Below are 25,262 nucleotides of genomic sequence, written 5' to 3' on the forward strand. Positions count from 1 at the left end.
TTTTTTCCTTAATTATCAGCCGACGCTATGCTCAAGGCTAATGGCCAGCAATTTTTGCGCCTCTACGGCGAACTCCAGCGGCAGTTCGGAGAAGACGTCTTTACAGAAGCCGTTGACGATCATCGAGATGGCATCGTCTTCGCTGATCCCGCGCTGCAGGCAGTAGAACAGCTGGTCCTCACCGATCCGTGAGGTGGTCGCTTCGTGTTCCAGCTGAGCGCTGTTGTTGCGACATTCGACATAGGGGAAGGTATGCGCCCCACAGTCCGGGCCGATCAGCATTGAATCGCACTGGGTATAGTTGCGGGCATTGGTGGCGGTCGGCATGATTTTGACCAGCCCGCGATAGCTATTCTGGCTGTGTCCGGCGGAGATCCCTTTCGAGATGATGGTCGAGCGGGTGTTCTTGCCGATATGGATCATTTTCGTGCCGGTGTCCGCCTGCTGATGGCCGCTGGTCAGCGCCACCGAAAAGAATTCGCCGATCGAGTTATCGCCGCGCAGGATGCAGCTGGGGTATTTCCAGGTGATGGCCGAGCCGGTTTCCGACTGAGTCCATGACATTTTGCTGTTCTCCCCTTCGCACAGGGCGCGCTTGGTGACAAAGTTGAGGATCCCTCCGGTGTTGTTGTCCCCCGGGAACCAGTTCTGCACCGTGGAGTATTTCACTTCCGCGTCTTTATGGATGATGACCTCCACCACCGCGGCGTGCAGTTGATAGCTGTCGCGCACTGGCGCCGAGCAGCCCTCGATGTAGCTGACGTAGCTGCCTTCATCGGCCACCAGAATGGTGCGTTCAAACTGGCCGGTCTTTTCGGCGTTGATGCGGAAATAGGTCGATAGCTCCATCGGACAGCGGACGCCCTTCGGCACATAGATAAAGGTGCCATCCGAAGCCACCGCGGCGTTCAGCGCGGCAAAGAAGTTGTCATTGCCCGGCACCACGGTCCCCAGATACTTTTTCACCAGTTCCGGATGGTCGTGGATCGCCTCGCCGAAAGAGCAGAAGATGATCCCCTGCTCCGCCAGCTTTTCACGGTAGGTGGTCGCCACCGACACCGAGTCGAATATCGCGTCCACCGCCACCTCGCGCCCTTCGCGCACCGGTACGCCCAGCTGGTTAAAGGCTTCTTCCACCTCGCTGGTCAGAAAGGTGTTGGCCCCGGTCTGCTGCACCGCGCCGGGCTCGGAGGCGCAGGTCTCATCGCAGTTGCCGCAGGAGGGGGCGGAATAGTAGCTGTAATCCTGATAATTCAGCTTATCGTAATGCGCCTTCAGCCAGTGCGGCTCTTCCATCTCCAGCCACGCCCGGTAGGCATTGAGCCGGAACTCCAGCATCCACTGCGGCTCATTGCGGCGGGCGGAGATGGCGCGAACCACTTCTTCATTAATGCCTTTGGCCAGCTCATCGGTCTGCAGGCGAGTGAAAAAGCCCTCTTTATAATTGAGCGGGCCGCCGGTCCAGGTTTTGACATCGTCTGTTGCTTCAGTATTACGCGACATAGTTACTCCGCCTGCACCCCAAAACTTTCGCCGCAGCCGCATTCGTGCTGCGCTTTCGGGTTATGAAATTTAAAGATTTCATTTAATCCTTCCCGGACGTAATCCAGCTCCGTACCGTCAATGAACGGCATCGCCTGCAGCGGCGCGTACAGCTTCGCCCCTTCAGATTCAAAGAGCAGATCGTCGGGCGCCGGCTCGGCAATCATTTCGAGCACATAGCCAAAACCGGCGCAGCCGCTGGTTTTAATACCCAGCCGTAGCCCCTTTTTATCCGGTTGCTTGCGCATCAGATCGCGAATATGCGCGGCAGCCGCCGGCGTCATGGTCAGTCCCTGCCAGCTGAAATCGGCGGGATTAAAGGTTCCTGCTTGTACTTCCATCGATAGACCTCCAGGTTGGCGCCATCAAGGCATACCGCCATGTTAGTGATAATGATTATCACTTCAACCCTTCTCCAGCAGGGGTATTGCCCCAATTAGCGCTTTTTATAAGCATAGACCCTTGACCGGGGATTATCAGGGTGCGCAAGTTGAACCTAATCATATGATTTATAATATTTAATTCTGATATCGTTCTATCACCGCACGCAATGGCAAAGATGTATCGAAAATACCGATTTATGCGATAGCAGCAGACCACCTTCCTGATTAACCTTGTCGTAGAAACCAAAAAAGTGACGGCGTCACTAAGCAGCCATGCGCGCTGAACAGGCGCTGGCCTGCGGAATGAGAAAGCGTAAACAGAAAGCGTCGAGGCGCAACGCTTTCGGCAGGGGCGTTCGCGGCCTGGCGGGGGACGTGGCCGCGATCGGGGGGAGATAAACCGCGATAAAACGGGTAGCCAGGAAGGCTATCGGTTGGCTAAGTTCCTTTTCTCACCAGGCGGGCGGCCTGGACAAAAACTTCATCCTCCACCCCATCCCCCTTCTGTCTGCCCAGCCGCACCAGCTCATCCACGATACTCCCCTGATTAATCTGCTTTTGGGTCGCCACTAAGCTAATGACCGCCGCGCCGATAGCCATGCCAATCAATGCCGTTTGTTCATCTTTATCTTTCATGGTGTCGCTCCGTCTGTCCTCCTCAGAAAGGCTAGCAAAAGATAGCATCTGCTCAATTTCAAAATCACCTTCTTTACGCCATGAGAAAAGTGCGCGAAAGGCATCACGGCCTGGATAATTCAAACTAATTTGTTGATTTAAATAAAATAACACTCACGGACAATTAACAGACTTGTTAGTCTTATAATTATTTCTTAGACTCCGCGGTCTGTTAATTCACATTTGCGTAAAATCTCATGACTAATTCAACCTCATTTTTCATTACTCTCTGTCTCTCCCGCGTCCTGGTGACTTTTTTCTTCTGGATGGCTGGCGTCTACGGCGTCTTTCATTTCACGGAGATCGTTCGGGAGATGTTGGCCGTTGGCCTGCCATGGCCAATATTGTTCGCGGTTGGTACGATTGGTTGCCAGCTGGCGGGCTCCGCGCTGCTCGTTTTTAATCCTGCCGGCTACGGCTGGATTGGATCGCTGATGCTGATTGTGTTTACATTACTCACCATTCCGCTGGGACACGCTTTCTGGGCCTTTAGCGAGCCCCGGCGCACAGAGGAATTCCACGTTGCGCTTGAACACATTACCGTGGTGGGAGGATTAATCATGAGCGCGTTGTTTGCAGGTTATCGGCGATGAGCGATACCCCTCGTCAGAAAGGACGGCCAAAAGATCCGCTGAAAATGCAGGCCATCCTTCAGGCCGCCCGTAAATTGTTCCTTGAACAAGGCCTGGAGGTCACGACGGCTGAAATCGCCCGGGTGGCAGGGGTGGCGAAAGCCACCTTGTATGCCAATTTCAGCGATAAAGAACAATTGATAGAGGCGGTATTGCGCCGGGAATCAGATCTCACCATCAGCGACCACGATTTCGCCCAGCGCCATCACCTGCCGCTGGTCGAGGTGCTGACCGCATTTGGCAATCGCTTTGTCCGCTTTATCAATCAGCGGGAACTGACCGGCTGGGACCGGCTGATTGCCTCCGCCGCCCTGCGTCATCCTGAACTGCCCGGCCGCTTTTACGCCGCCGGGCCGGGGCGGGCACAGCAGATGCTGGAGGTGATTATCGCCGAGGCAATCGAAGCCGGTGCTCTGCGGGCATGCGATCCGCAGGAGGCTGCCGACGATCTGGCCGGTTTATGGTTGGGGATGACCAGCCTGGCAATAAAGCTTGGCGCAAGACGGCCTTTATCCGACGACGAAATCAAACTGCGGGTTGAGCGCGCGCTGGAGGTTTTTCTACGCGCCTATTCGCAGGCGCCGAGCTGACCACGCTTCCTTGCTATGGCGATAGCGCAAAACGCTGTCGCACCACATCGGGTCTTTTATTTGGCCCGAATTCACGCTTCGCGGAAATAAATAAAAATAACGCGCGTGCCCAAGGCAAAAAAAAGAAATAACCATTTAAGCGACAAATCCAGTTTATTCCGTTAGGGAATGGCTTGGATGCTAATATTTCATTTCCTCACCGCCTTTTAGAAGCCTATAGTTTTTTTGCCTGCAGAACATCCACTTAGGTTAAAAGACATAAGGATATAATCATGATTGTTTCAGCCCCCAGCGATTATCGCGAAGCCGCTCGTCGCCGTCTGCCACGTTTCCTTTTTGACTATATTGACGGTGGCGCGGTGGCGGAAAATACCATGAACGCTAATGCCGCCGAGCTCGCCTCGGTAGCCCTTCGCCAGCGCGTGCTGTGCGGAGCGGGTGAGCCGACGCTGGCCACCACCATCCTTGATGCCCCATGGGCGATGCCCGTGGCGCTGGGGCCGGTCGGGGCCACCGGAATGTACGCCCGCCGCGGCGAAGTCCAGGCGGCCCGCGCCGCCTCCCGCGCCGGGATCCCTTACACTCTGTCCACCGTGTCGGTCTGCTCCATTGAGGAGGTGGCGAGCCACGCCAGCGGCGCGCTCTGGTCCCAGCTGTACGTACTGAAAGATCGCGGCTATATGCGTAATGCCCTGGAACGCGCCTGGGCTGCCGGCATGAAAACCCTGGTATTCACTGTCGATATGCCGATCCCCGGCTCACGGTATCGCGATAACCGTTCAGGGATGTCCGGGCCGCACGCCACCTTGCGACAGTATCTTCAGGCCTGCACCCACCCGCGCTGGGCAATGAACGTAGGCCTGGCGGGCAGACCCCTGTCGTTCGGTAACATCGAAGCCTATACCGGCCACAAAATGACCATGGATGACTATATGGGGTTCATCAGCAACAACTTCGACCCGTCCATCGCCTGGCACGATCTGGAGTGGATCCGCGACAGCTGGCCAGGAAAGCTGATCATTAAAGGGATCCTCGATGCCGACGATGCGCGCAATGCCGTGCGGCTGGGCGCCGATGGCATTGTGGTCTCCAATCACGGCGGCAGACAGCTCGATGGCGCCATCCCCACCGCCCGGGCGCTGCCGCGGGTGGCGGATGCGGTCGGCGACGATCTGACGGTCCTTGCCGACTCCGGAGTGCGCTCCGGCGTGGACGTTATTCGCCTGCTGGCCCTCGGCGCGAAGGGAGTCCTGCTTGGTCGGGCCTATATTTATGCCCTCGCCGCCGCAGGCGAAGCGGGGGTGGCACACCTGCTGCGCTTATTTGCCGAGGATATGAAGGTCACCATGACCCTCACCGGCGCCACCTCGGCCTCCGCCATCAGCCTCGATTGCCTCGACCGGCTGGAAAAAGATCAACAGCGCAGCCGTGCGGTCCCGGTATCCTTATCTGCCTGACGCAGCCCGGGGCCGGGCCTGACCGCGTGCCCTGGCCCGGTCCGGCAAGGGGGAATTACCCCTGAGGGTCCAGCGCCGGACGTTGCGCTGCGTCAGCCGGTCGCTCGGGGCGGATGCGGAACCAGATCGCATACATGGCCGGCAGGAAGATAAGGGTCATGATGGTTCCCCCCAGCGTCCCGCCAATCAGCGTATAGGCGAGCGTCCCCCAGAAAACCGAATGCGTCAGCGGAATGAACGCCAGGATCGCCGCCAGCGCGGTCAGCAGAACCGGACGGGCTCGCTGCACCGTCGCCTCCACCACCGCGTGGAACGGATCGAGCCCCGCCTGCTGGTTATGGTGGATTTGACCAATCAGGATCAGCGTATTTCGCATCAGGATCCCTGACAGGGCGATCAGGCCCACAAGGGCATTGATGCCAAACGGCTGATTGAACAACAGCAGCGTCGGCACCACGCCAATCAGCCCCAGCGGCGCGGTCAGGAAAACCATGACCATCGCCGACAGGGAACGTACCTGCAGGATAATGATCAGCAGCGTGAGGGCGATCATGATCGGAAATAACGGTACCATTGCCCGGGTGGCTTTGCCTGACTCCTCGATCGAGCCCGCCGTCTCGATGCGATACCCAGGCGGCAGGGAGTCGATAATGGGCTGCAGCGGCTTCATCAGCGCGCTGGAGACATCCGGCGGCTGCAGGTTATCCGCGACATCTCCCCGGACGGTAATGGTCGGCGTGCGGTCGCGACGACGGAGCAGGGGTTCTTCCATCCTGACGTCGACTTCACCGATCTGCGACAAAGGAACCCGCTGCCCGCCGCTGCCTACGAGAGTGAAGTCGGCGATTTTCGCCGGGTCCAGACGGATATCGCCCGCCGCGCGGCCGATGGCCTGCACCGCGCGAATATCCTCCCGGACGGTGGTGATGGGGATCCCTGACAGCAGGAACTGCAGCTGCTGGGCGACGGCCTGGGAGCTGAGCCCACTCGCCTGCAGCCGGTCCTGATTGAGGCTGAAATGCATCACCGGTACCCGCGACCCCCAGTCGCTATTGACGGTGCGCATCAGCGGACTGGCCTGCAGCACCGCTTTCACCCGATCGGCGATATCGCGCAGGGTGTGCGGATCGGGCCCCATCACCCGCCAGGCGACCGGATAAGGCGAATAAGGGCCAAAGACCAGCTGCGTGACGCGCACCCGCGCCTGTGGCGCAAGGCCATTGGCCACCGCCTCCCGCAGCCGCAGCTTAAGCGCCTCGCGCGAGGCCGGACCGTCGGTCAATACCACCAGCTTGGCAAATGAGGGATCGGGCAATTCCGGAGCCATCGCCAGGTAAAAGCGCGGCGCGCCCTGGCCGATATAGCTGGTGACAATCTTCGCCTCCGGCTGCTGCTGCAGCCAGCGCTCAATTTTCGCCGTCGCGGCGCTGGTCTGGATAATCGACGACCCGTAAGGCATCTGCACCTCAACCAGCACTTCCGGGCGGTCGGAGGTGGGGAAAAACTGCTTTTTCACCACGCTCATTCCCAGTAACGCCACCATAAACAGCACCACCACCCCGGCGGTCACGCGCCATTTGCCGGCGATAACCCGGGTCAGCAGCCGGCGGAAGCGCTGATAGCGCGGGGTGTCATACAGCGCGGCGTGGCCTGCCGCCGCGGACTTCCTCTCCGGTAACAGGTGTACGCCCAGCCAGGGGGTAAAAATCACCGCCACGATCCAGGAGGCAATCAGCGCGATACCGACGATCCAGAACACGTTGCTGGCATACTCCCCGGCGGTGGATTGCGCAAACCCGTTAGGCATAAAGCCCACGGCCGTCACCAGGGTACCGGCCAGCATGGGCGCCGCGGTGTGGCTCCAGGCATAGGCGGAGGCTTTGAGGCGGTCATACCCCTCCTCCATTTTGACCACCATCATTTCGATGGCGATAATGGCATCATCCACCAGCAGCCCCAGGGCGAGGATCAGCGAGCCGAGGGTGATGCGGTCGAAGTTTTTGCCGGTGGCGGCCATCACCACAAACACCACGGCCAGGGTGAGCGGCACCGCCGCCGCGACCACCACCCCCACGCGCCAGCCCATGCTGACAAAGCACACCGCCATCACCACCAACAGAGCGACAAAAAATTTGATCATGAACTCATCGACCGCCGCGCTGATATTCACCGACTGATCGGTCACTTTGGCCAACGACATGCCGAGCGGCAGGCTCTGATTGATGCTGTCCGTTTCGGCGTCCAGCGCTTTCCCCAGCGCCAGACCATTCCAGCCCTCGCGCATCACCACCCCCAGCAGCAGCGCCGGTTCGCCCTGATTGCGGATCAGGAAGGTAGCAGGATCTTCATACCCCCGCTCAACCGTGGCGACATCGGCGAGTTTCAGCGTTCTGCCCCCGGCAATAATCGGCGTGTCGCGGATCTGCTGCAGGCGGTCGAACGCCCCGTCGAGGCGGATAAAGATCTGCCCGCCACGGGTCTCAATGGCCCCGGCGGCGGTCAGCACATTCTGATTGTTCAGCGCGGCAAAAATCGCCTCCGGCGAGAGCCCCAGGGTGGCGAGACGGTCATGAGAAAAGGAGAGATAAATGCGCTCCGCCTGTTCGCCGAGAATATTCACTTTTTTCACCCCAGGTACATGCAGCAGCTGCTGGCGCAGGGCTTCAGCGTCACGCACCAGCTGCCGCGGCGGCTCTCCCCGCGCTTTCAGGGCAAAGAGGGCAAAGGTGACATCGGCGAATTCGTCATTCATCATCGGGCCGGAGACGCCGGCAGGCAGGTTATTCGCCTCATCCCCGAGCTTTTTGCGCGCCTGATAAAACTGCTCCGGCACCTCGGAAGGCGGCGTCTGATCCTGCAACGATAAGGTGATTAACGCCATCCCGGGACGGGTATAGGTCTCGGTGCGATCGTACCACTTCAGCTCCTGGAGCCGTTTTTCCAGCGGCTCGGCGACCTGATCCTGCATCTCCTGCGCGGTGGCACCCGGCCAGACGGTGATGACCGTCATTTGCTTGACCGTAAAGGGCGGATCTTCCGCCCGACCGAGCCCGAAAAAGGCCACCAGCCCGGCGACCGAGATAAGGATAATCAAAAACAGGGTTACCGACCGCTCGCGGACGGCCAGCGCGGAGAGATTAAAACGCCCGCCGCTCATGGCTGACTCCCGTCGGCATCATGCTCGCGTCGGTCCGCCAGACGCACCGTCTCACCCTGGTGCAGAAGATGGGCGCCCAGGGCGACGATGGGCTCCCCGGGCTTCAGCGGGCCGGTCACCCGCGCCGTTTCATCATTCAGGCCGATCACCGTCACCGGTTGCCAGGAGACGGTGGCCGGGCGCGACGCAATGCGCCAGACGCCAGGGCCGTTGCCCGGATCGTAGACCGACGCCAGGGGCACCTCCAGCACCTCGCCTGGCCCCTGGTCGCTGCTGATACGCAGGGTCACGGTAGACCCCAGCGGCGCATTCGCCAGCGCGCCGTTCAGCACATAGCGCGCTTCAAAGGTGCGGGTGGCGGCGTCAGCCGCGTCCGAAAGCAGCCGCAGGGTCGCGGTGACCGGCTGAGATTCGCTGCCATAGCGTGTCGCCAGCGCCTCGCTGCCGACCGCCGGGCGCAGCGTCTCCGGAAGCTGCACCCGCGCTTCGCGCTGCCCTGCCCGCGCCAGGCGGATCACCACCTGCCCGGCGCTGACCACCTGTCCCGGCTCGGCGAGCGTTTCCACCACCACGCCGTCGGCATCCGCCAGCAGTCCGGCATAGTCGGTGGCGTTTTGCGCCACGTTTGCCTGCGCCTGGGCCGCGCTGAGGTCGGCTCTCGCCGCCTCTGCCGTCGCGTTGATCTGGTCGAACTCCGCCGCCGAGACGGCGCCGCTGGCCACCAGGCCGCGATAGCGGGCCAGATCGTTGGCCGCCTTTTTGGCTCGCGCCCGCGCGGCGTCGACCGCCCGCTGTTGGGAGTGCGCCTGCAAGGTTAGATCAGCCGGATCCAGGCGCAGCAGCAGTTGACCGCGCCGGACGCTCTGCCCGGTCTCCACCAGCCGGGCAAGGATTTTTCCCGATACCCGGAAGCCGAGATCGCTTTGGGTACGAGCGACCACCACGCCGGTAAAGGCCCGCGAGCTGGCCTCCGCGCGCTCGACGGTCGCCACCCGCACCAGCGGCGGTCGGGTGCGGGGATCGTCATGATCGGCAGGTTCGCCGCAGCCCGCGAGGGCCAGCGGCAGGAGGCAGACGGCAAGATGGACGGCGTTGGGCCTGAGCATGGGTCACCTTAATGAAAAGACCGGTTGGTGACTGCATTCTCAGACGAGTGACCAATAAAGTCAATGGTCACAAATCAGGGGGAGAGACTTCTCAGGATCAGGGAGGCAAGCAGCACCGCCGCGGTGGGCGCGGTGTCGAGATTGTATTGCAGCTGCACCGGGTTGATGAAAGGACACATCACCATATAGACCGCCAGGGTCGCCTCATCCAGCGGGGTTTTGCGCTCGAACTCACCCCTCTGGCGGCCTTCGACCAGAATTTGACCAATCAGCTGCTGCAGATGACCGGCATACTGCTCCGTTGAGGGCCATTTATCGCGCGCCGCGACGGCGGCGATGTCGTACAGTTTGCGATCCTCGAAAAACAGTTCACTGCCGGCCTCGGTCAGCGCCCGGAACAGGCGGCGTAGCTTCTCGCTGGCGGAGGGTGCATCGGCGATGGCCTCGCTGACGGCCACCATGATCTTCTCCAGCCGGCTGGCGCAGATTGCCTCGCCAATCGCCTGCTTGGAGTCAAAAAACTTGTAGATATAGGCTTTGGAAAAGCCTATTGCTTTGGCGAGATCGGTGACCGTGGTCTTTTCATAGCCATAGCGACTGAAGTGCGCCATGGCCGCGTCAAGAATCTGGTCCCGAACGCTGTGGTCAACGGGGCCACGGCTTGCTGGGGTGGGGGTATTTTTCGTCATCCGTTTAGCTTAATGCGATCGCTATCGTTTGACAACGAGTGACGTTATTATGATTTGGTCACAATAACGCCCCACCCTCCTCACCTCTCTCGCCGCGTTATGCCTCACGCGCCTCATGGTTAATCGCGCCGGCGGGCAGACAGCCCAGGCCTTGCAGCGTCAGATGCACGGCACGATCGAGCGGGGTATGCGGCTCCGCGCCTAAAAAAGCCACCAGCTTATCGTTGCGCAGGCGTACCGGTAGACGCCAGAGATAGTGCATCTCGACCATTTCGCGCAGGGTGGCGTTGAAGGGTGCCGCCAGCTTCACCAGCCACCAGGGAAAGGACTTCACTACCGCCCTGCCGCCATAGCGGGCGATCACCCGCTGGATCGCCTGGCTCATTTCGCTGCCGTCCGGGTCCCAGTGGCCCTGCATATGAAAGCGGGCAAACGGCTCAAGCTCATGCCTGCGGGCCAGCAGCGCGGCGATGGTGGCGGCAACGTCGGGCAGCCAGGCCCACTGATGCCCCACGCCGATCGCCCCTGGTAGGCTGAGAGTCCGGGGAAGCTGACCTGGCTTGACCAGCCCCTGGGAAAACCAGTTATTTCCGGCGCGCGGACCAAAATAATCGCCCGCCCGGACAATCAACGCCCTGCCGCCGCGCTGTACGTAATCCTCCAGCGCCTGCTCCATTTCCACCCGGATGGCGCCTTTGCGGGTCACCGGCCGTTGCGCGGCAGCTTCAGCAATCAGCGGAAAGGCATCCGGTCCATAGTTGTAGACCGTGCCGGGCAGGACAACTAACGCCCGCTGCTGGGCGGCGGCCTGCAGGGTGTTGCGCAGCATAGGTAGTACCTGCTGCCGCCAGTGCCGGTAGCCCGGCGGATTGACCGCATGGACGATCACGTCGCAACCGGCAGCCGCCGCCGCCACCTGCCCGGCATCCAGCGCGTCGCCGGCAATCCACTGCATGCCCTCTTGGGGCCCATGAAGCTGGGCGCCGCGCTTCAGCGCCCGAACCTGCCAGTTGTCCGCCGCCAGCCGACGCGCCACTTCCCCGCCTATGCCCCCGCTTGCTCCCAAAATCAGGACTTTGCCGCTGCTGTTCATCGTCTTTCCCCGTTCGCTAATGGATGCTTGACAGCCTACCTGCGGCTCATATCAAATGAAATTGCATACCATCATCGAGCGGCTATACATTTTTGTATGAATACCTCTATTCCCTGGGAGTGGTACCGAACCTTTCTCGCCGTCCTGCAGGAAGGCTCTTTATCGGGCGCATCGCGCACCCTGAACATCACTCAGCCGACGGCGGGTCGCCATATCGCCGGCCTGGAGGCCGCCCTCGGCCAGGCCTTATTTACCCGCTCGCAAACCGGCCTGCTGGCGACCGACGCGGCGCTGGCGCTGCAGGCGCACGCTGAGACAATGGCCAACACCGCCCGGGCGCTGGAACGCACGGCGGCTAACTTTAGTCGCGACAGCACCGATCTGCGTGGCGTGGTGCGGGTGGCCGCCAGCGAGGTGGTCGGCGCTGAGGTGCTGCCGCCGCTGATTGCCCGGCTCAGGCAAGCGTGCCCGAGTATCGTCATCGAACTGATGCTCTCCAATCGGTTTCAGGATCTGCTTCACCGGGAGGCGGATATCGCGGTGCGGATGGTCGCTCCGCAGCAGGAGCAGCTTATCGCGCGGCGTCTCGGCAGGATCGAGCTTGGGCTGCATGCTACCGATGCCTATCTGACCCGCCAGGGTCGGCCCGCTACGCTCGAGGAGCTTGACGGCCACGCGCTGATTGGTTTCGACAGCGCCACGCCCCTCGTTCGCCGGGCTCTTGCGCGCTATCCCCGTTTTCAGCGCGAGGTCTTCGCGATGCGCACCGATAGCGACCTCGCCCAGCTGAGCCTGATCCGCGCCGGGGCAGGGATCGGCATCTGCCAGGCGCCCCTCGCCGACGGCATTATTCCCCTGCAGCGAGTGCTGGCGGCAGACTTTTCTCTGTATCTCGATACCTGGCTGGTGATGCATGAGGACCTGCGCCATAGCCCCGCCTGTAAGCGGGTATTTAATTTCCTCGCCGAGGGGTTGCAGACGTATATTCGCGGCCCTCTGGCGCGCTGACCCACCCGCCTCGCGGGTAATCCCTTCCCTGCTGAAATAGTCACTCATTGACACTGTAAATACGGCATTGTATAAAACCCCGCCCCAATAATGAGTTTCATTTGCATTACTCCCATTTGCTGGTCATTTACTCGCCTGTTTACAAGGATAGCGTTTAATGAAGAAGGTCCTCTGCGCGTTAGGCTTGATGTTCACCGCCGTCAGTTCCGGGCTGGCAACAACCTACCCCCTGACGATTGAAAACTGTGGCTATCAGGAGACCTTTACCCGGCCGCCGGAGCGCGTGGTCGCGCTGGGGCAAAATACGGTCGAAATCCTGCTGCTGCTTGGGCTGCAAAAGCAGGTGGTGGCCAGCGCCTTCTGGCCGACTACGGTATTACCGCAGCTGGCTGAGCAAAACGCGAAGATTAAAACCCTGACGGTGGAAATCCCGAGCCTGGAATCCGTGCTGGCGCAAAATCCCGATTTCGTTCCCGCCCAGTTGCCGCTGCTGCTGGGGCCGGAAAGCAAAGTCGCCAGGCGTGAAGATCTTGCCACCGTTGGCGTGAACAGCTACGTGTCGCCGGGGATGTGCGCCACCAAAAAGGCTACCGGCGATATGTACGGCAGCCGGCAGAAGCTGTGGGACATGACCTGGCTGTATCAGGAAATTAGCGATTTCGCCCGCATTTTCAACGTCGAAGATCGTGGCCAGGCGCTGATCGCCGATTTCAAAAAACGTGAAGCCGACCTGCGTCAGGAGTTCGGTAAAAGCAAAAAAGATCTCTCCTTCGTCTTCTGGTTCTCCAGCGCCTCGCCATCGGCCGATGCCTATGTCGGCGGTAAAAACAGCGCCTCCGGCTTTATCGCCAACGTGCTGGGCGGTCATAATGCGATAACCTCCGAGACCGAGTGGCCCACGGTGAGCTGGGAGAGCATCATTGCCGCCAACCCGGATGTGATCGTGGTCTCGAGCCTGGATCGTAACCGCTGGGCGCTGGATAAGGCCGAGGAGAAGATTAAATTCCTCAAAAGCGATCCCGCCGTCAGCCAGCTGGAGGCGGTGAAAAAAGGCCATATCGTGGTGATGGACGGCCAGGCGATGAATCCGACCATCCGCACCCTTTACGGCGCGGAGCAGGTGGGCGAACAGCTGAGAAAAATGGGGCTTAACTGATGAGCGCCGCCGTATTGCAGACGCGCCGCAGCATGCTGCTCACCGGCTGGTGTGTCGTCGCCGTGTGCGTGCTGGCGCTGGTGATTGCGGTGGGCGTCAGCGTCGGCGAACTGCCCATCCCGCTGCAGAACGTCTTTTACGCTATCAGCAATAAAACCGGCTTAACCGCGGTGCCTCTCAATCGTATCTCCGAGAGCGTTATCTGGGATTTCCGCCTCAGCCGGGCACTGGTCGCCGCCTGCTGCGGCGCCGGCCTCGCTATCTGCGGCGCCGTGCTGCAAAGCCTGCTGAAGAACGCCCTCGCGGAGCCCTACGTCCTCGGCGTCTCCGCCGGGGCCTCCACCGGCGCGGTATCGATTGTGGTGCTGGGCCTTGGCGCCGGGGCGATCTCCCTCTCCGCCGGGGCGTTTGCCGGAGCCTTCGCCGCCTTCGCCTTTGTTGCCTTTCTGACCAACGGCGCGCGCGGCGGCAATGAGCGCACCATCCTGGCGGGCGTCGCCGCCTCGCAGTTATTTAACGCCCTCACGGCCTACACCATCAGCACCTCCGCCAGCGCGCAGCAGGCGCGCGATGTGATGTTCTGGCTGCTGGGCAGCTTCAGCGGCGTCCGCTGGCCCGAATTCCAGCTGGTTCTGGTGGTGGTCCTCGCGGGCCTGGCGGTCTGCCTGTGGTATGCCCGGGCGCTGGACGCGTTCACCTTCGGCGACGATGCCGCCGCTTCGCTGGGCATTGCCGTGCCGCGCGTGCGCCTGATCCTCTTCACCACCGCGGCGGTGATCACTGCCACCATCGTCAGCATGGCCGGCTCGATCGGCTTTGTCGGCCTGGTGGTGCCGCACGTGATGCGCTTCTTCTTTGGCCCGCTGCACCGGACGTTGCTGATCGCCAGCGCGCTGGCGGGGGCGATCCTGATGGTGCTGGCGGACATTGCCTCGCGCCTGCTGATTGCCCCGCAGAGTCTGCCGGTCGGAGTGGTGACCGCCCTGGTTGGGGTGCCTTTCTTTGCCGTGATTATCTACCGCTCAAGGAATAAGTGATGAGTATTTGCGCTGAAAATATCACCTGGAAGGCAGGCAAAAAGGTCATCGTCAATAATGTCTCGCTGCGGGTGTCGCGCGGCGAAACGGTGGGTCTGCTGGGCCCCAACGGCTGCGGCAAATCCTCGCTACTGCGGGTTCTGGCGGGCCTGCGCCGCCCGGATGCGGGTCGCGTCACCCTCGACGGCCACGACATCGCCCGGATCGCGAAAAAGCAGCTCGCCCGCCGGGTGGCGTTCGTCGAGCAACACGGCATGACCGAGGCCAATATGCGGGTGCGCGACGTCGTGCGGCTGGGACGTATTCCGCACCACTCGCCGTTCTCCAACTGGAGCGTTCAGGATGACGAGGCGGTCACCGCCGCGCTGCAGCGGGTGGCGATGCTGGAGAAAAGCGACCAGGGGTGGCTGAGCCTCTCCGGCGGCGAGCGGCAGCGGGTGCATATCGCCCGCGCGCTGGCGCAGAACCCGAGTGAGATCCTGCTGGATGAACCTACCAACCATCTGGATATTCACCATCAGATGCAGCTGATGCAGTTAATCAGCGAGCTGCCGGTGACCAGCATTGTGGCCATTCACGATCTTAACCATGCCGCGATATTCTGCGATTCGCTGATCGTGATGCAGCAGGGGCAGATCCTCGCCAACGGGACGCCGGAGGAGATTTTGTCCGAAGCGCTGCTGTGGGACGTTTTCCGGGTGAAAACCAAAATCGAGATCTCCCCGTACCACGGTAAAAAGCACATTCATTTCATCGTTTAGGTTGGGCGAGTATGCCTCTCTTCCCCCTGCGCCCTGCGGCGACCCTCTGGCCTCCCGTTTTACTGGGAAGCCAGTTCGTTTTTAATATTGGCTTTTATGCGGTCGTCCCTTTCCTTGCCCTCTTCCTGCGCGACGAGATGCTGCTTTCCGGCGGGCTTATCGGCCTGATCCTCGGGCTGCGCACCTTCTCTCAGCAGGGCATGTTTATCATCGGCGGGACGCTGGCCGACCGCTATGGCGCTAAGGCGATCATCCTCGCCGGCTGCGTGGTCCGCGTTGCCGGCTATCTGCTGCTGGCGTGCGGCACAACGCTGGAGCCGATTATCCTCGGTGCCTGCCTGACGGGCGTCGGCGGGGCGCTGTTCTCCCCGTCGATCGAGGCCCTGCTGGCGCGGACCGGTACCCACAGCCAGGCCAACGGAAAACGCAGCCGCGCCGAGTGGTTTGCGCTGTTTGCGGTGTGCGGTGAGCTGGGGGCGGTTATCGGCCCGGTGGCCGGGGGGCTGCTGAGCGGGATCGGCTTTCGGCATATCGCCCTCGCCGGTGCGGGGCTATTTCTTCTGGCGCTGCTGGTGCTCTTTTTCTGTCTGCCCGCCGACGGGCAGCGGACACAAACGCGCAGCCGGGTTCCGTGGTGGACCCCTTTGCGCCAGCCGCGCTTTGTCGCGTTTATTCTCGCCTACAGTTCATGGCTGTTGAGTTACAACCAGCTGTACCTCGCCCTGCCGGTGGAGATCCAACGCGCCGGCGGCCGTGAGCAGGATCTGGCGCCGCTTTTTATGCTGGCCTCGCTGTTGATTATCACCCTGCAGCTCCCTCTCGCCCGCTTCGCCCGACGAATTGGCGCCGTGCGCATCCTGCCGGTGGGCTTTCTGCTGCTGTCTGCATCTTTTGCCAGCGTGGCGTTATTCGCCGCCACCCCGCCCGCCGAAGGCTGGCTGCGATTTTTGCCGTCGGCCTGCTTTGTCACGCTGCTCACCCTCGGCCAGATGCTGCTGGTGCCCTCAGCTAAGGATCTGATCCCGCTGTTCGCCGAGGAGTCGACGCTGGGCGCCCACTACGGGGCGCTCGCCACTGCGGGTGGGTGCGCGGTGTTAGCCGGGAATTTGCTGCTCGGCCATTTGCTTGACCAGGCGCTCACCCCCTCGCCGCAGGCGGTCTATCCCTGGCTTCTGCTGGCGCTGTTTCCGTTGTGCAGTGCCGTGGCCCTGCGGGCGATCTGCCGCCCGCTGGCGGCAACCTGACGCTGAGCGGGTAACGGCCCGCTCAGGAGGTTAACCGGGAGAAGCGCACGAAAGCCAGTCCGCCTTATTTTACCGCCAGCTCGCGGCGAACGATCTCGGCACCGGCGCTTAAGGCGTGCAGTTTGCCGGTCGCGACCTGGCGCGGCAGCGGCGCCATACCGCAGTTGGTGGAGGGGTAGAGCTTGTCGGCATCGACGAACGCCAGCGCCTTGCGCAGGGTAGCAGCCACCTCTTCCGGAGTTTCAATCGCATGGCTGGCGACATCGATCGCCCCGACCATCACCTTTTTACCGCGGATCAACTCCAGCAGATCCATCGGTACCCGCGAGTTGTGGCACTCGAGAGAGATAATATCGAGGGACGATTTCTGCAGCTGCGGGAACGCCTCCTCATACTGACGCCACTCTGAGCCCAGCGTTTTTTTCCAGTCGGTATTGGCCTTGATGCCGTAGCCGTAGCAGATATGCACCGCCGTCTCGCACTTCAGCCCTTCGGTGGCTCGTTCCAGCGCGGCGATCCCCCAGTCGTTCACCTCATCGAAGAAGACGTTGAAGGCCGGCTCATCGAACTGAATAATATCGACCCCGGCGGCCTCTAACTCTTTCGCTTCCTGATTGAGGATTTTGGCGAACTCCCAGGCCAGCTTTTCCCGACTTTTATAGTGATTGTCATACAGCGTATCGATCATGGTCATGGGGCCCGGCAGCGCCCATTTTATCGGCTGACTGGTGAGCTGACGCAGATAGCGCGCGTCCTCAACGAAGACCGGTTTCTGGCGCTCTACGGCGCCCACCACGGTTGGAACACTGGCCTCATAGCGGTTACGAATTTTCACGATCTCGCGTTTGGCAAAATCAACGCCGCTGAGGTGTTCAATAAAGGTGGTGACAAAGTGCTGCCGCGTTTGCTCGCCGTCGCTGACAATATCGATCCCGGCCCGCAGCTGGTCGTCGAGGGACAAACGCAGGGCGTCGCGCTTGCCGGCCAGTAATTCTTCGCTGGACAGTTTCCAGGGCGACCACAGGGTCTCTGGCTGCGCCAGCCAAGAAGGTTTCGGTAAACTGCCAGCGGTGGAGGTCGGAAGCCATGTTTTCATAATAAGTAGCCTTTTATATTGGTTTAGCAACGCGCGAAGTTAGCAGACCATTGCTCAAGCAACGTCTTGTGCGGGTCGATAAAATGTTGTTGTGTAAATTTACCCTGCTCTATCGCCAACAGGCTGCGCTCTTCCCGGTCATACACAATTTTGGTGACGGAATGATCCTGGTGATTGAGATTGGGCTGATAGTATTGCCCCGCCGCGGAATTCGCGTTGTAAATCTCCGGACGATATATTTTTTGAAACGTCTCCATCGTGCTGATGGTCGCGATCAGCTCCAGGCTGGTGTAATCGCTGAGCAGATCGCCGGAAAAATAGAAGGCCAACGGCGCGACGCTGTGTTTCGGCATAAAATAGCGCACCTGCAGCCCCATTTTGCTGAAATAGCGCTCGGTCAGCGAGACGCCTTCCTGGGCATATTCAATGCCGAGAACCGGATGTTCGTTACCGGTGCGACGATAAACATCTTTGCTGGATACGCTCAGACAAATCACCGGCGCCTTGCTGAAACTGGTCTTATAGGCGCTGGATTGCACGAAATCCTTAAAGATATTGCCGTGCAGCTCGCCAAAGTTTTCGGGCACGCTGAAGCGGCTCTGGTCTTTATTATGCTCCAGCAGCAGCACGCTAAAATCATAATCCCGTACCCAGGAAGAGAAGTTATTGCCGACGATACCGGCATGGCGCTCACCGGTTTTTTTATCGACAATATGCGTTTGCAGGATCTCTATCACCGGAAAACTGGCGGCATCAGCAATATTCATCTCGACAGAAATAATATCCAGTTCCACCGCATAGCGATCGTTGTAGGGATTATCCCAGTGCGCCAGGGTATTAAACCGGTTATTCATCATGATTAACGTATTGCGCAGATTGTCCTGACGGCTCTCCCCTCTCGCCAAATTGGCAAAATTGGTGGTAATACGCGTATTTTCCGCAGGGTTATAATTTTCATCAAACCGGCTGCGCTTAATCGTATAGGTAAATTCGTTATTCATGGCGATTGTCCATCCTGGTGTCGGGCATAAAGCGGAATAAGCGGAGTACTCTCCACTAGCGACGCAGAGTCAGACCTGGCGCGCTTCAACCGGTAAATGTTGTTGATTCGTTAATGGGTCTATTTTTGCCAGAGTCGGTGATGGAGGGAAAGCGACTTAAATTCATTGCAACATGAGCTATCCTCATGTTGCTCCGCTAAGGGCAAGGTGCGGTTCGCGGTATCATCATGAAGCCATGGTCAGGCGCGGCAGTTCAGGCAACGCCAGGCTAATAATCGTTTGTCCAGGGAATGCATGCAGGGTACAATCTTTAACCACTATAATACGTGCTGTGACCTGGCCGCCGTACCCGTTTGCTGGAGCTTTTGTCGTAAAGAATGATTGTTGATATCAGTATTATGTCGATGTGCATGGCCGTGCTGCTGATTATGAGCGTGCTGCTGAATTAAGAGGCTCCCGAACACAATGACACCCGCTCTCATCTGACCTTCACATTCGCGAGGAATAAAGGAGATTCAGAGGATTCGCGCCGCACGGCATTGTCCCGCCTGCCGCCGCCCTCTACTCTTTATGCACTTGCTTATCGAGGATAACCAGATGAAAAAAGCTCTCTTTGCGCTGTTCGCTATTGCTGCCGTGGCCGCCGCCAGCGCTTTTGCGGCTGATAAAACCGACGCTCCGACGCCCGCTGTCGACAACGGCGGCCGTCCTCCGCTGGAGATGGGTCATGGTCCCCTGCCGCCGTTCCCGCCACCGTTTCCGCCGCGCAAGCCGGTGCTGTTTTCAGCAACGGTCGCGACCGATACGCCGGCGGAAACCATTAACAAACTAACCGCCCTGATCCCGACCGGTCAGGCGAAGCACTACGAAGTTCACGTGGAGGTGGTGCCGGTTGCGGAGGATGCCGACGGGCAATAGCCCTGGCGTGGGTACGCTGCCTGAGTCCTGCGATAATAAAAAAGCTGCCGCTTATCGCGGCAGCTTTTGTTAACTTGAATAAAACAGAATGCAGAGAATTAGCTGCGCACTTTACGGTAGATAAACAGCACAACCAGCGCACCGATTACCGCCACCACGAAGCTGCCGAAATTAAACCCGTCGACTTTGCCAAAACCAAAGAAGGTACTGATCCAGCCGCCGACCACGGCGCCGATGATCCCCAGAATAATGGTTACAATAAACCCGCCGCCGTCTTTCCCCGGCATAATCCACTTGGCTAAAATACCGGCAATAAGTCCAAAAATGATCCAGGAAAGAATACCCATGGTTAACCGTCCTCTTGTTACCTTTATGCATTTCGTATTGAAAAGAGTAGCATATATAACGAGATTGGATCGGTAATAATCTATTTATTAGATAATTTCTTGCCGCTGCGCGGTAGTGTTCTCACGCCATCTCTCGCGCTGCCAGGCCCTTTGCCGCTTATTACCTTGAAAAAAGGGAGGCTATTCGCCTCCCCCTTACGGTTTATATTACCGCGGTGGTTAGCCGCGATGAACAGCACAATCGCGACTGTTCGTCGAAGATTTCAATTTGCCAGACCTGATGGCGAGTCCCGACGTGCAGCGCTTTGCACACGCCCCGCACCCGGCCCCCACGCGCTGAACGGATGTGGTTGGCGTTAACCTCCAGCCCCACCACCTTCTGTTCGCCTTCGCTGCACAGATAACCCGCTACCGACCCCAGCGTCTCCGCCAGCACCACCGACGCCCCGCCGTGCAGCAGACCAAACGGCTGCTGGGTGCGGCCATCCACCGGCATGGTGGCCTCCAGCGTATCGTCGGTAAACGTCTCAAAGCGAATATCCAACAGCCCTACCATGTTTCCCTCACCGAGCCGGTTGAGCTGCTCCAGCGTGGTCTGACGTTTCCAAATCATCCGATTATCTCCAGTAACGCCTGCAGCGGGTGGCGAACGCCGCTGCCTTCAATGCGCTTCACCTGGCTGCGGCAGGAGTAGCCCGTCACCAGACAGCGGTTACGCGGCAGCCGCTGCATCGCCTGCTGCCAGGAGAGCGCGTAAATGGCCAGCGAGTTGGCATGGTTTTTCACTTCATGACCATAGGTGCCTGCCATCCCGCAGCACCCAACGCTGACGTTTTCCAGCTTCGCGCCGAAGTGGGCAAAAATCTCTGCCCACTGCTTTGTCGCCGCCGGCAGCGCGGTCACTTCCGTACAATGACCGAACAGGTACCAGGGCTCGCCGCCGAGATCGGGACGGGCGTTGGTCGGCAGGGCCTTCGGCAACCACTCATGCACCAGCATGACCTGGAAATCGCCGCGCTTGTCGCCGAGCGTTTGCTTATATTCATCGCGGTAGCAAAGCACCAGCGCCGGATCGACGCCGACCAGCGGCATACCCAGCTGCGCCACGCGGTTAAGGAAGTCTGCCGTTTTCTGCGCGGTGCGCGCGAAGCGGGTCAGGAATCCTTTAATATGCTGCGCCTTGCCGTTCGGCGAGAACGGCAGGAGCACCGGCTGATAGCCTAAGGCCTCGACCAGACGGATAAAGTCAGCCACCACCTGAGCGTCGTAATAGCTGGTGAAGGGATCCTGCACCACCAGCACCATCTTCGCCTTCTGCTCGTCGCTCAGCGCTTCGAGCTGCTCAAGGGTCATATTGGCGGAGCGGTGGCCGGCCATCTGCTGCTTCAGCGACGGCGCCGAGAGCAGCGGCAGATCGACCATCCCGATATGCTTCTCCGACAGCTTTTTCAGCCACGGCTGGTTAATGAAGAAGTTAAAGGTCTTCGGCGCCTGGGCCATCAGCGGCGCATAGGACTCCACCGACGCCACCAGATGATCCCGCACCGGACGCAGATAGCGGCTGTGATACAGCTGCAGGAAGCGCGAGCGGAACTCCGGGACATCGATTTTGATCGGGCACTGGGTCGAACAGGCTTTGCAGGCCAGACAGCCGGACATCGCCTCTTTGACCTCGTGCGAGAAGTCATATTCCCCTTTGCGCGCATGCCAACTGTTACGGGTGCGCGCCACCAGCGAGCGCAGGCTAACGCCCTGCTCCGGCAGCGCCTTCTCCAGCTGATTGGGATCGACGCCGCGATCCGCCAGCAGACGCAGCCATTCGCGGACCAGCGTCGCCCGCCCTTTCGGCGAGTGGATGCGCTGGTTGCTGACTTTCATCGACGGACACATCGGACTTTTTACGTCAAAGTTGAAGCACAACCCGTTGCCATTACACTCCATCGCCCCGCGCCAGCTGCTGCGCACCGCGATGGGGATCTGCCGATCCCAGGTGCCACGCTTCACCGCGTCGACTTTCATCATCGGCGCGTCGACCCCTTCCGGAGGACAGATTTTCCCTGGGTTCAGGCGGTTATAGGGATCGAAGACCGCTTTGATCTTCCTAAGTTCGCCGTACAGCGCCTCGCCAAAGAAGGCCGGGCTGTACTCCGCGCGAAAGCCTTTGCCATGTTCCCCCCACAGCAGGCCGCCATACTTCGCCGTCAGCGCCACCACATCGTCGGAGATCTGCTTCATCAGCACCTCCTGCTGCGGATCGCACATGTCCAGCGCCGGGCGCACATGCAGCACCCCGGCGTCGACGTGGCCAAACATGCCGTAGCTCAGGCCGTGGCTGTCGAGCAGCGCGCGGAACTCGACGATATAATCCGCCAGGTGTTCGGGCGGGACGCAGGTATCCTCGGCAAAGGGGATCGGCTTGGCGGCACCTTTGGCATTACCCAACAGGCCTACCGCCTTCTTGCGCATGGCATAGATGCGCTCCACGCCATCAAGATCGTGACAAACCTGCCAGCCGATGACTCCCGCCTCGCTGCGGGCCATCAGCTCGTCCAGCCGCTGGCACAGGGTGGTGACCTGCTGGTCAATCAGCGCCGCGTCATCCCCGGCGAATTCGACGATATTCAGCCCGAGCATCTCTTTATCCGGTACGTCGGTGATCAGTTCGTTCACCGAGTGCCAGACGATATCCTCGCGCGCCAGATTGAGGACCTTAGAGTCGACGGTCTCCACCGACAGGGCCTTGGCTTCCACCATAAAGGGTGCATTACGCAGCGCAGAGTCAAAGGAGTCATATTTGACGTTGACCAGCCGGCGCACCTTCGGCAGGCGGGTAATATCCAGCCGCGCTTCGGTAATAAACGCCAGCGTCCCTTCCGAACCGGTTAAAATTCGGGTCAGGTCGAACTCGCTCATCTCATCGTTAAAGACGTGGCGCAGATCGTATCCGGTGAGGAAGCGGTTGAGTTTGGGAAACTTATCCATGATCAGCTCGCGCTGCGCCTTGCAGCGCTGGTAGACCGTGTTGTAGATCCGGCCGATCGTCGAGGGCGTATTGCCCAGCGTCTCCGCCAGCGCCACCGGCACCGCCTGGGTATCGAGGATATCACCGCCCATCAGCACCGCCCGCAGGCCAAGCACGTGATCCGACGTCTTACCGTACACCAGCGATCCCTGTCCGGACGCGTCGGTGTTAATCATCCCGCCCAGGGTAGCGCGGTTGCTGGTGGAGAGCTCCGGGGAAAAGAAATAGCCATAGGGCTTGAGAAACTGATTCAGCTGATCTTTGATGACTCCGGCTTCAACGCGCACCCAACCCTCTTCGGGGTTGATTTCGATAATGCGGTTCATATAGCGGGACATATCGACGATAATTCCGCCGTTCAGCGCCTGGCCGTTAGTGCCGGTGCCGCCGCCGCGCGGGGTGAAGATCAGCGATTTAAAGCGTGGTTCGGCAGCGACGCGCGCCAGTAGCGCGACGTCTGCCGTGGAACGTGGAAAAAGGACCGCATCCGGCAGCAGCTGATAGACGCTGTTGTCGGTGGCCATCGTCAGCCTGTCGGCATAGCTGGTGGCGGTATCGCCGGTAAAACCCTGTTGCTCCAGTACCTGCAAAAAATTCAGCACCAGCTGAACTACCCCTGGCGCCTGAGAAATTTGTGGGATCATCACACTTGACCCTGCCTGACTATGTTGTGTTTGAAAATATTGTGTTGGTGCTAACTAAACGTTTGCGTAGCGCATTCAACTTTTTATCACATTTTTTTCATATGCGCCCACGTGTTTTCTGTGCAAAATCAGCCCGGCAAAATTATTGATATTATTATCAGTACATGGATTTACGCGGCGCCAGCTTTTTGGCGCGACTGGAAAGGTAAAATTTATCTATGATTAACCCCCATCAGCCTCGGGACATACCGCAAATACTGCTGTCGGTGCTGTTCCTGGCCCTGATTATCATATCCTGCCTGTGGGTTGTGCAGCCGTTTATTCTGTCCTTCGCCTGGGCCGGCACCGTGGTGATCGCCACCTGGCCGGTGCTGCTGCGTCTGCAGCGTGTGCTGTTCGGCAAACGGATGCTGGCGGTGCTGGCGATGACCCTGCTGCTGTTTTTGCTATTCGTTATTCCTATCGCTCTGCTGGTCAACAGCCTGGTGGATAACAGCGTTCCGCTGATCAAACTCATCAGCAGCGGAAATGTGACGCTGCCGGATTTCGCCTGGCTCAACAGCGTGCCGCTGGTGGGCGATAAGCTCTACTCCGCCTGGCATGGCCTGCTGGATATGGGCGGCTCGGCGATTATGGCCAAGGTTCGCCCCTATATTGGCACCACTACCAGCTGGTTTGTCGGTCAGGCGGCGCACATCGGCAAGCTTCTGGTCTACTGCGGTTTGATGCTGCTGTTCAGCGCGTTGCTCTACTGGCGCGGTGAGCAGGTGGCCTACGGTTTCCGCTATTTCGCCACGCGCCTGGCGGCTAAACGCGGTGACGCCGCCGTGCTGCTGGCCGGCCAGGCCGTGCGCGCCGTGGCGCTGGGCGTGGTGGTGACAGCCCTCACCCAGGCGGTGCTGGGCGGTATCGGCCTTGCCATCTCCGGCGTGCCTTACGCCGCTCTGCTGACCGTGGTGATGATCTTTACCTGTCTGGTCCAGCTCGGGCCTTTGCTGGTTCTGGTGCCGTCGATTATCTGGCTTTACTGGAGCGGGGACACCACCTGGGGCACCGTGCTGCTGGTGTGGAGCTGCGTGGTCGGCACCATGGACAACGTTATACGCCCGGTGCTTATCCGCATGGGCGCCGACCTGCCGATGATCCTCATTCTTACCGGCGTCATTGGCGGCCTGATCGCCTTCGGCATGATCGGTCTGTTTATCGGTCCGGTGCTGCTGGCCGTCTCCTGGCGCCTGTATGACGCCTGGGTGCACGAAGTGCCGCCGCCGCCGAAAGATCCCGACGTCGTGCTCGAAGAGCTCAGCGAGCTGGAGGCCGGGCGCAAGTAATGCATTGTCAGGCGGGGAGACCCGCCTGTTTCCCCGCCAGCACAATTGTTAAGCAAAATTTATTGATCGCCGGCTCAACGCCAGACTTGTAGGCCCCTCACCCGCGTTTCACCTTCCGGACCTTCACAACAATTTAACTATTGAGAGGAATCTGATCGACGGCAAAGGCCCCGCTGCCTACTATTAGCTCACGGTTATAAATCAACACCTTGATTTATAAGCATGGAAATCCCCTGAGTGAAACAACGAATTGCTGTGTGTAGTCTTTGCCCATCTCCCACGATGGGCTTTTTTTTGTCCTGCGCTCACGTTGCCTGGCGCTCTGACACAGGCAAAAAAAATCCCCGGCATCGCTGCCGGGGATCGGTGTTGT

General features: G+C 59.8%; 23 protein-coding genes and 1 other RNA gene. 12 read left to right on the plus strand and 12 right to left on the minus strand.

The window, feature by feature from the left end; translation table 11 throughout:
- Positions 1 to 15 precede the first annotated feature (15 nt).
- From sufB to GQR96_RS14285, 3 genes are all read right to left on the minus strand, one after another.
- On the minus strand, positions 16 to 1,503 hold the full coding sequence (gene sufB / locus GQR96_RS14275; RefSeq protein WP_002908877.1) for a Fe-S cluster assembly protein SufB: 1,488 nt from the start codon (positions 1,501 to 1,503) through the stop codon (positions 16 to 18).
- Positions 1,504 to 1,505: 2 nt separating this feature from the next.
- Complete coding sequence (gene sufA / locus GQR96_RS14280) at positions 1,506 to 1,883, minus strand: Fe-S cluster assembly scaffold SufA (RefSeq protein WP_004203089.1); 378 nt, start codon at positions 1,881 to 1,883, stop codon at positions 1,506 to 1,508.
- A gap of 480 nt (positions 1,884 to 2,363) precedes the next feature.
- Positions 2,364 to 2,561: a hypothetical protein gene (locus GQR96_RS14285; protein ID WP_004203090.1), complete on the minus strand. Its 198-nt coding sequence runs from the start codon at positions 2,559 to 2,561 to the stop codon at positions 2,364 to 2,366.
- Between GQR96_RS14285 and GQR96_RS14290 the strand changes: the two genes are divergently transcribed.
- The 4 genes from GQR96_RS14290 to lldD all read left to right on the plus strand — a co-directional run bounded on the left by GQR96_RS14290 (position 2,560) and on the right by lldD (position 5,279).
- On the plus strand, positions 2,560 to 2,679 hold the full coding sequence (locus GQR96_RS14290) for a hypothetical protein (RefSeq protein WP_032456247.1): 120 nt from the start codon (positions 2,560 to 2,562) through the stop codon (positions 2,677 to 2,679). The two genes, GQR96_RS14285 and GQR96_RS14290, sit on opposite strands and share 2 nt — an antisense overlap.
- 118 nt (positions 2,680 to 2,797) lie before the next feature.
- A complete protein-coding gene (locus GQR96_RS14295) occupies positions 2,798 to 3,193 on the plus strand; it encodes a DoxX family protein (protein WP_069734121.1) in 396 nt (131 codons plus the stop codon).
- Positions 3,190 to 3,822: a TetR/AcrR family transcriptional regulator gene (locus tag GQR96_RS14300; protein WP_032456249.1), complete on the plus strand. Its 633-nt coding sequence runs from the start codon at positions 3,190 to 3,192 to the stop codon at positions 3,820 to 3,822. The genes GQR96_RS14295 and GQR96_RS14300 overlap by 4 nt, the downstream gene beginning before the upstream one ends.
- Before the next feature lie 272 nt (positions 3,823 to 4,094).
- Positions 4,095 to 5,279 (plus strand): FMN-dependent L-lactate dehydrogenase LldD, encoded by a 1,185-nt coding sequence (gene lldD / locus GQR96_RS14305; RefSeq protein WP_069734120.1) that lies wholly within the window; start codon positions 4,095 to 4,097, stop codon positions 5,277 to 5,279.
- A 55-nt stretch (positions 5,280 to 5,334) separates the two neighbouring features.
- Here lldD and GQR96_RS14310 read toward each other — a convergent pair whose 3' ends face one another.
- The 4 genes from GQR96_RS14310 to GQR96_RS14325 all read right to left on the minus strand — a co-directional run bounded on the left by GQR96_RS14310 (position 5,335) and on the right by GQR96_RS14325 (position 11,324).
- A complete protein-coding gene (locus GQR96_RS14310; protein ID WP_069734119.1) occupies positions 5,335 to 8,436 on the minus strand; it encodes an efflux RND transporter permease subunit in 3,102 nt (1,033 codons plus the stop codon).
- A complete protein-coding gene (locus tag GQR96_RS14315; protein WP_069135801.1) occupies positions 8,433 to 9,542 on the minus strand; it encodes an efflux RND transporter periplasmic adaptor subunit in 1,110 nt (369 codons plus the stop codon). Before GQR96_RS14315 ends, GQR96_RS14310 begins: the two co-directional genes overlap by 4 nt.
- A 74-nt stretch (positions 9,543 to 9,616) precedes the next feature.
- On the minus strand, positions 9,617 to 10,231 hold the full coding sequence (locus tag GQR96_RS14320; RefSeq protein ID WP_023318538.1) for a TetR/AcrR family transcriptional regulator: 615 nt from the start codon (positions 10,229 to 10,231) through the stop codon (positions 9,617 to 9,619).
- Between the two features lie 97 nt (positions 10,232 to 10,328).
- Complete coding sequence (locus GQR96_RS14325) at positions 10,329 to 11,324, minus strand: NAD-dependent epimerase/dehydratase family protein (RefSeq protein ID WP_069135803.1); 996 nt, start codon at positions 11,322 to 11,324, stop codon at positions 10,329 to 10,331.
- A 96-nt stretch (positions 11,325 to 11,420) separates the two neighbouring features.
- Here GQR96_RS14325 and GQR96_RS14330 point away from each other — a divergent pair, with 96 nt between their 5' ends.
- The 5 genes from GQR96_RS14330 (at position 11,421) to GQR96_RS14350 (ending at position 16,530) form a co-directional block, all read left to right on the plus strand.
- Complete coding sequence (locus GQR96_RS14330; protein WP_069135805.1) at positions 11,421 to 12,332, plus strand: LysR family transcriptional regulator; 912 nt, start codon at positions 11,421 to 11,423, stop codon at positions 12,330 to 12,332.
- Between the two features lie 157 nt (positions 12,333 to 12,489).
- Positions 12,490 to 13,488, plus strand: a complete 999-nt coding sequence (locus tag GQR96_RS14335) for a siderophore ABC transporter substrate-binding protein EitA (RefSeq protein WP_004203100.1) — start codon at positions 12,490 to 12,492, stop codon at positions 13,486 to 13,488.
- Positions 13,488 to 14,525, plus strand: coding sequence for a FecCD family ABC transporter permease (locus GQR96_RS14340; RefSeq protein WP_004203101.1), 1,038 nt, complete (start codon positions 13,488 to 13,490; stop codon positions 14,523 to 14,525). Before GQR96_RS14335 ends, GQR96_RS14340 begins: the two co-directional genes overlap by 1 nt.
- On the plus strand, positions 14,525 to 15,286 hold the full coding sequence (locus GQR96_RS14345; protein ID WP_069135807.1) for a siderophore ABC transporter ATP-binding protein EitC: 762 nt from the start codon (positions 14,525 to 14,527) through the stop codon (positions 15,284 to 15,286). The genes GQR96_RS14340 and GQR96_RS14345 overlap by 1 nt, the downstream gene beginning before the upstream one ends.
- 11 nt (positions 15,287 to 15,297) lie before the next feature.
- Positions 15,298 to 16,530, plus strand: a complete 1,233-nt coding sequence (locus tag GQR96_RS14350; RefSeq protein WP_069135809.1) for an MFS transporter EitD — start codon at positions 15,298 to 15,300, stop codon at positions 16,528 to 16,530.
- Between the two features lie 64 nt (positions 16,531 to 16,594).
- On the opposite strand, the gene GQR96_RS14355 is transcribed toward GQR96_RS14350, so the two are convergent.
- On the minus strand, positions 16,595 to 17,626 hold the full coding sequence (locus GQR96_RS14355) for a methionine synthase (RefSeq protein WP_004203106.1): 1,032 nt from the start codon (positions 17,624 to 17,626) through the stop codon (positions 16,595 to 16,597).
- A 23-nt stretch (positions 17,627 to 17,649) separates the two neighbouring features.
- Positions 17,650 to 18,627: a DUF1852 domain-containing protein gene (locus tag GQR96_RS14360; protein ID WP_048295045.1), complete on the minus strand. Its 978-nt coding sequence runs from the start codon at positions 18,625 to 18,627 to the stop codon at positions 17,650 to 17,652.
- Between the two features lie 597 nt (positions 18,628 to 19,224).
- On the opposite strand from GQR96_RS14360, the gene GQR96_RS14365 reads away from it, so the two are divergent.
- On the plus strand, positions 19,225 to 19,545 hold the full coding sequence (locus tag GQR96_RS14365; RefSeq protein WP_004203108.1) for a hypothetical protein: 321 nt from the start codon (positions 19,225 to 19,227) through the stop codon (positions 19,543 to 19,545).
- A gap of 98 nt (positions 19,546 to 19,643) precedes the next feature.
- On the opposite strand, the gene GQR96_RS14370 is transcribed toward GQR96_RS14365, so the two are convergent.
- The 3 genes from GQR96_RS14370 to GQR96_RS14380 form a co-directional block, all read right to left on the minus strand.
- Positions 19,644 to 19,892: a GlsB/YeaQ/YmgE family stress response membrane protein gene (locus tag GQR96_RS14370; RefSeq protein ID WP_004203110.1), complete on the minus strand. Its 249-nt coding sequence runs from the start codon at positions 19,890 to 19,892 to the stop codon at positions 19,644 to 19,646.
- A 202-nt stretch (positions 19,893 to 20,094) separates the two neighbouring features.
- Positions 20,095 to 20,505 carry a 1,4-dihydroxy-2-naphthoyl-CoA hydrolase gene (menI, locus tag GQR96_RS14375; protein ID WP_004203111.1) on the minus strand — a complete coding sequence of 137 codons (411 nt, stop codon included), beginning with the start codon at positions 20,503 to 20,505 and terminating at the stop codon, positions 20,095 to 20,097.
- Entirely contained in the window at positions 20,502 to 23,558 is a 3,057-nt protein-coding gene (locus tag GQR96_RS14380) for a D-2-hydroxyglutarate dehydrogenase YdiJ (protein WP_065904587.1), read from the minus strand. Before GQR96_RS14380 ends, menI begins: the two co-directional genes overlap by 4 nt.
- A 218-nt stretch (positions 23,559 to 23,776) precedes the next feature.
- Here GQR96_RS14380 and ydiK point away from each other — a divergent pair, with 218 nt between their 5' ends.
- Both ydiK and rprA read left to right on the plus strand, forming a co-directional pair.
- Positions 23,777 to 24,889, plus strand: coding sequence for an AI-2E family transporter YdiK (ydiK, locus tag GQR96_RS14385; protein WP_004203114.1), 1,113 nt, complete (start codon positions 23,777 to 23,779; stop codon positions 24,887 to 24,889).
- Positions 24,890 to 25,079: 190 nt separating this feature from the next.
- Positions 25,080 to 25,187, plus strand: an RNA gene (gene rprA, locus GQR96_RS14390) — antisense sRNA RprA.
- Positions 25,188 to 25,262 lie beyond the last annotated feature (75 nt).

This window comes from Klebsiella sp. PCX, from assembly GCF_021869705.1.
In the GTDB taxonomy this organism is placed as follows: Bacteria; Pseudomonadota; Gammaproteobacteria; order Enterobacterales; family Enterobacteriaceae; genus Klebsiella; species Klebsiella quasipneumoniae.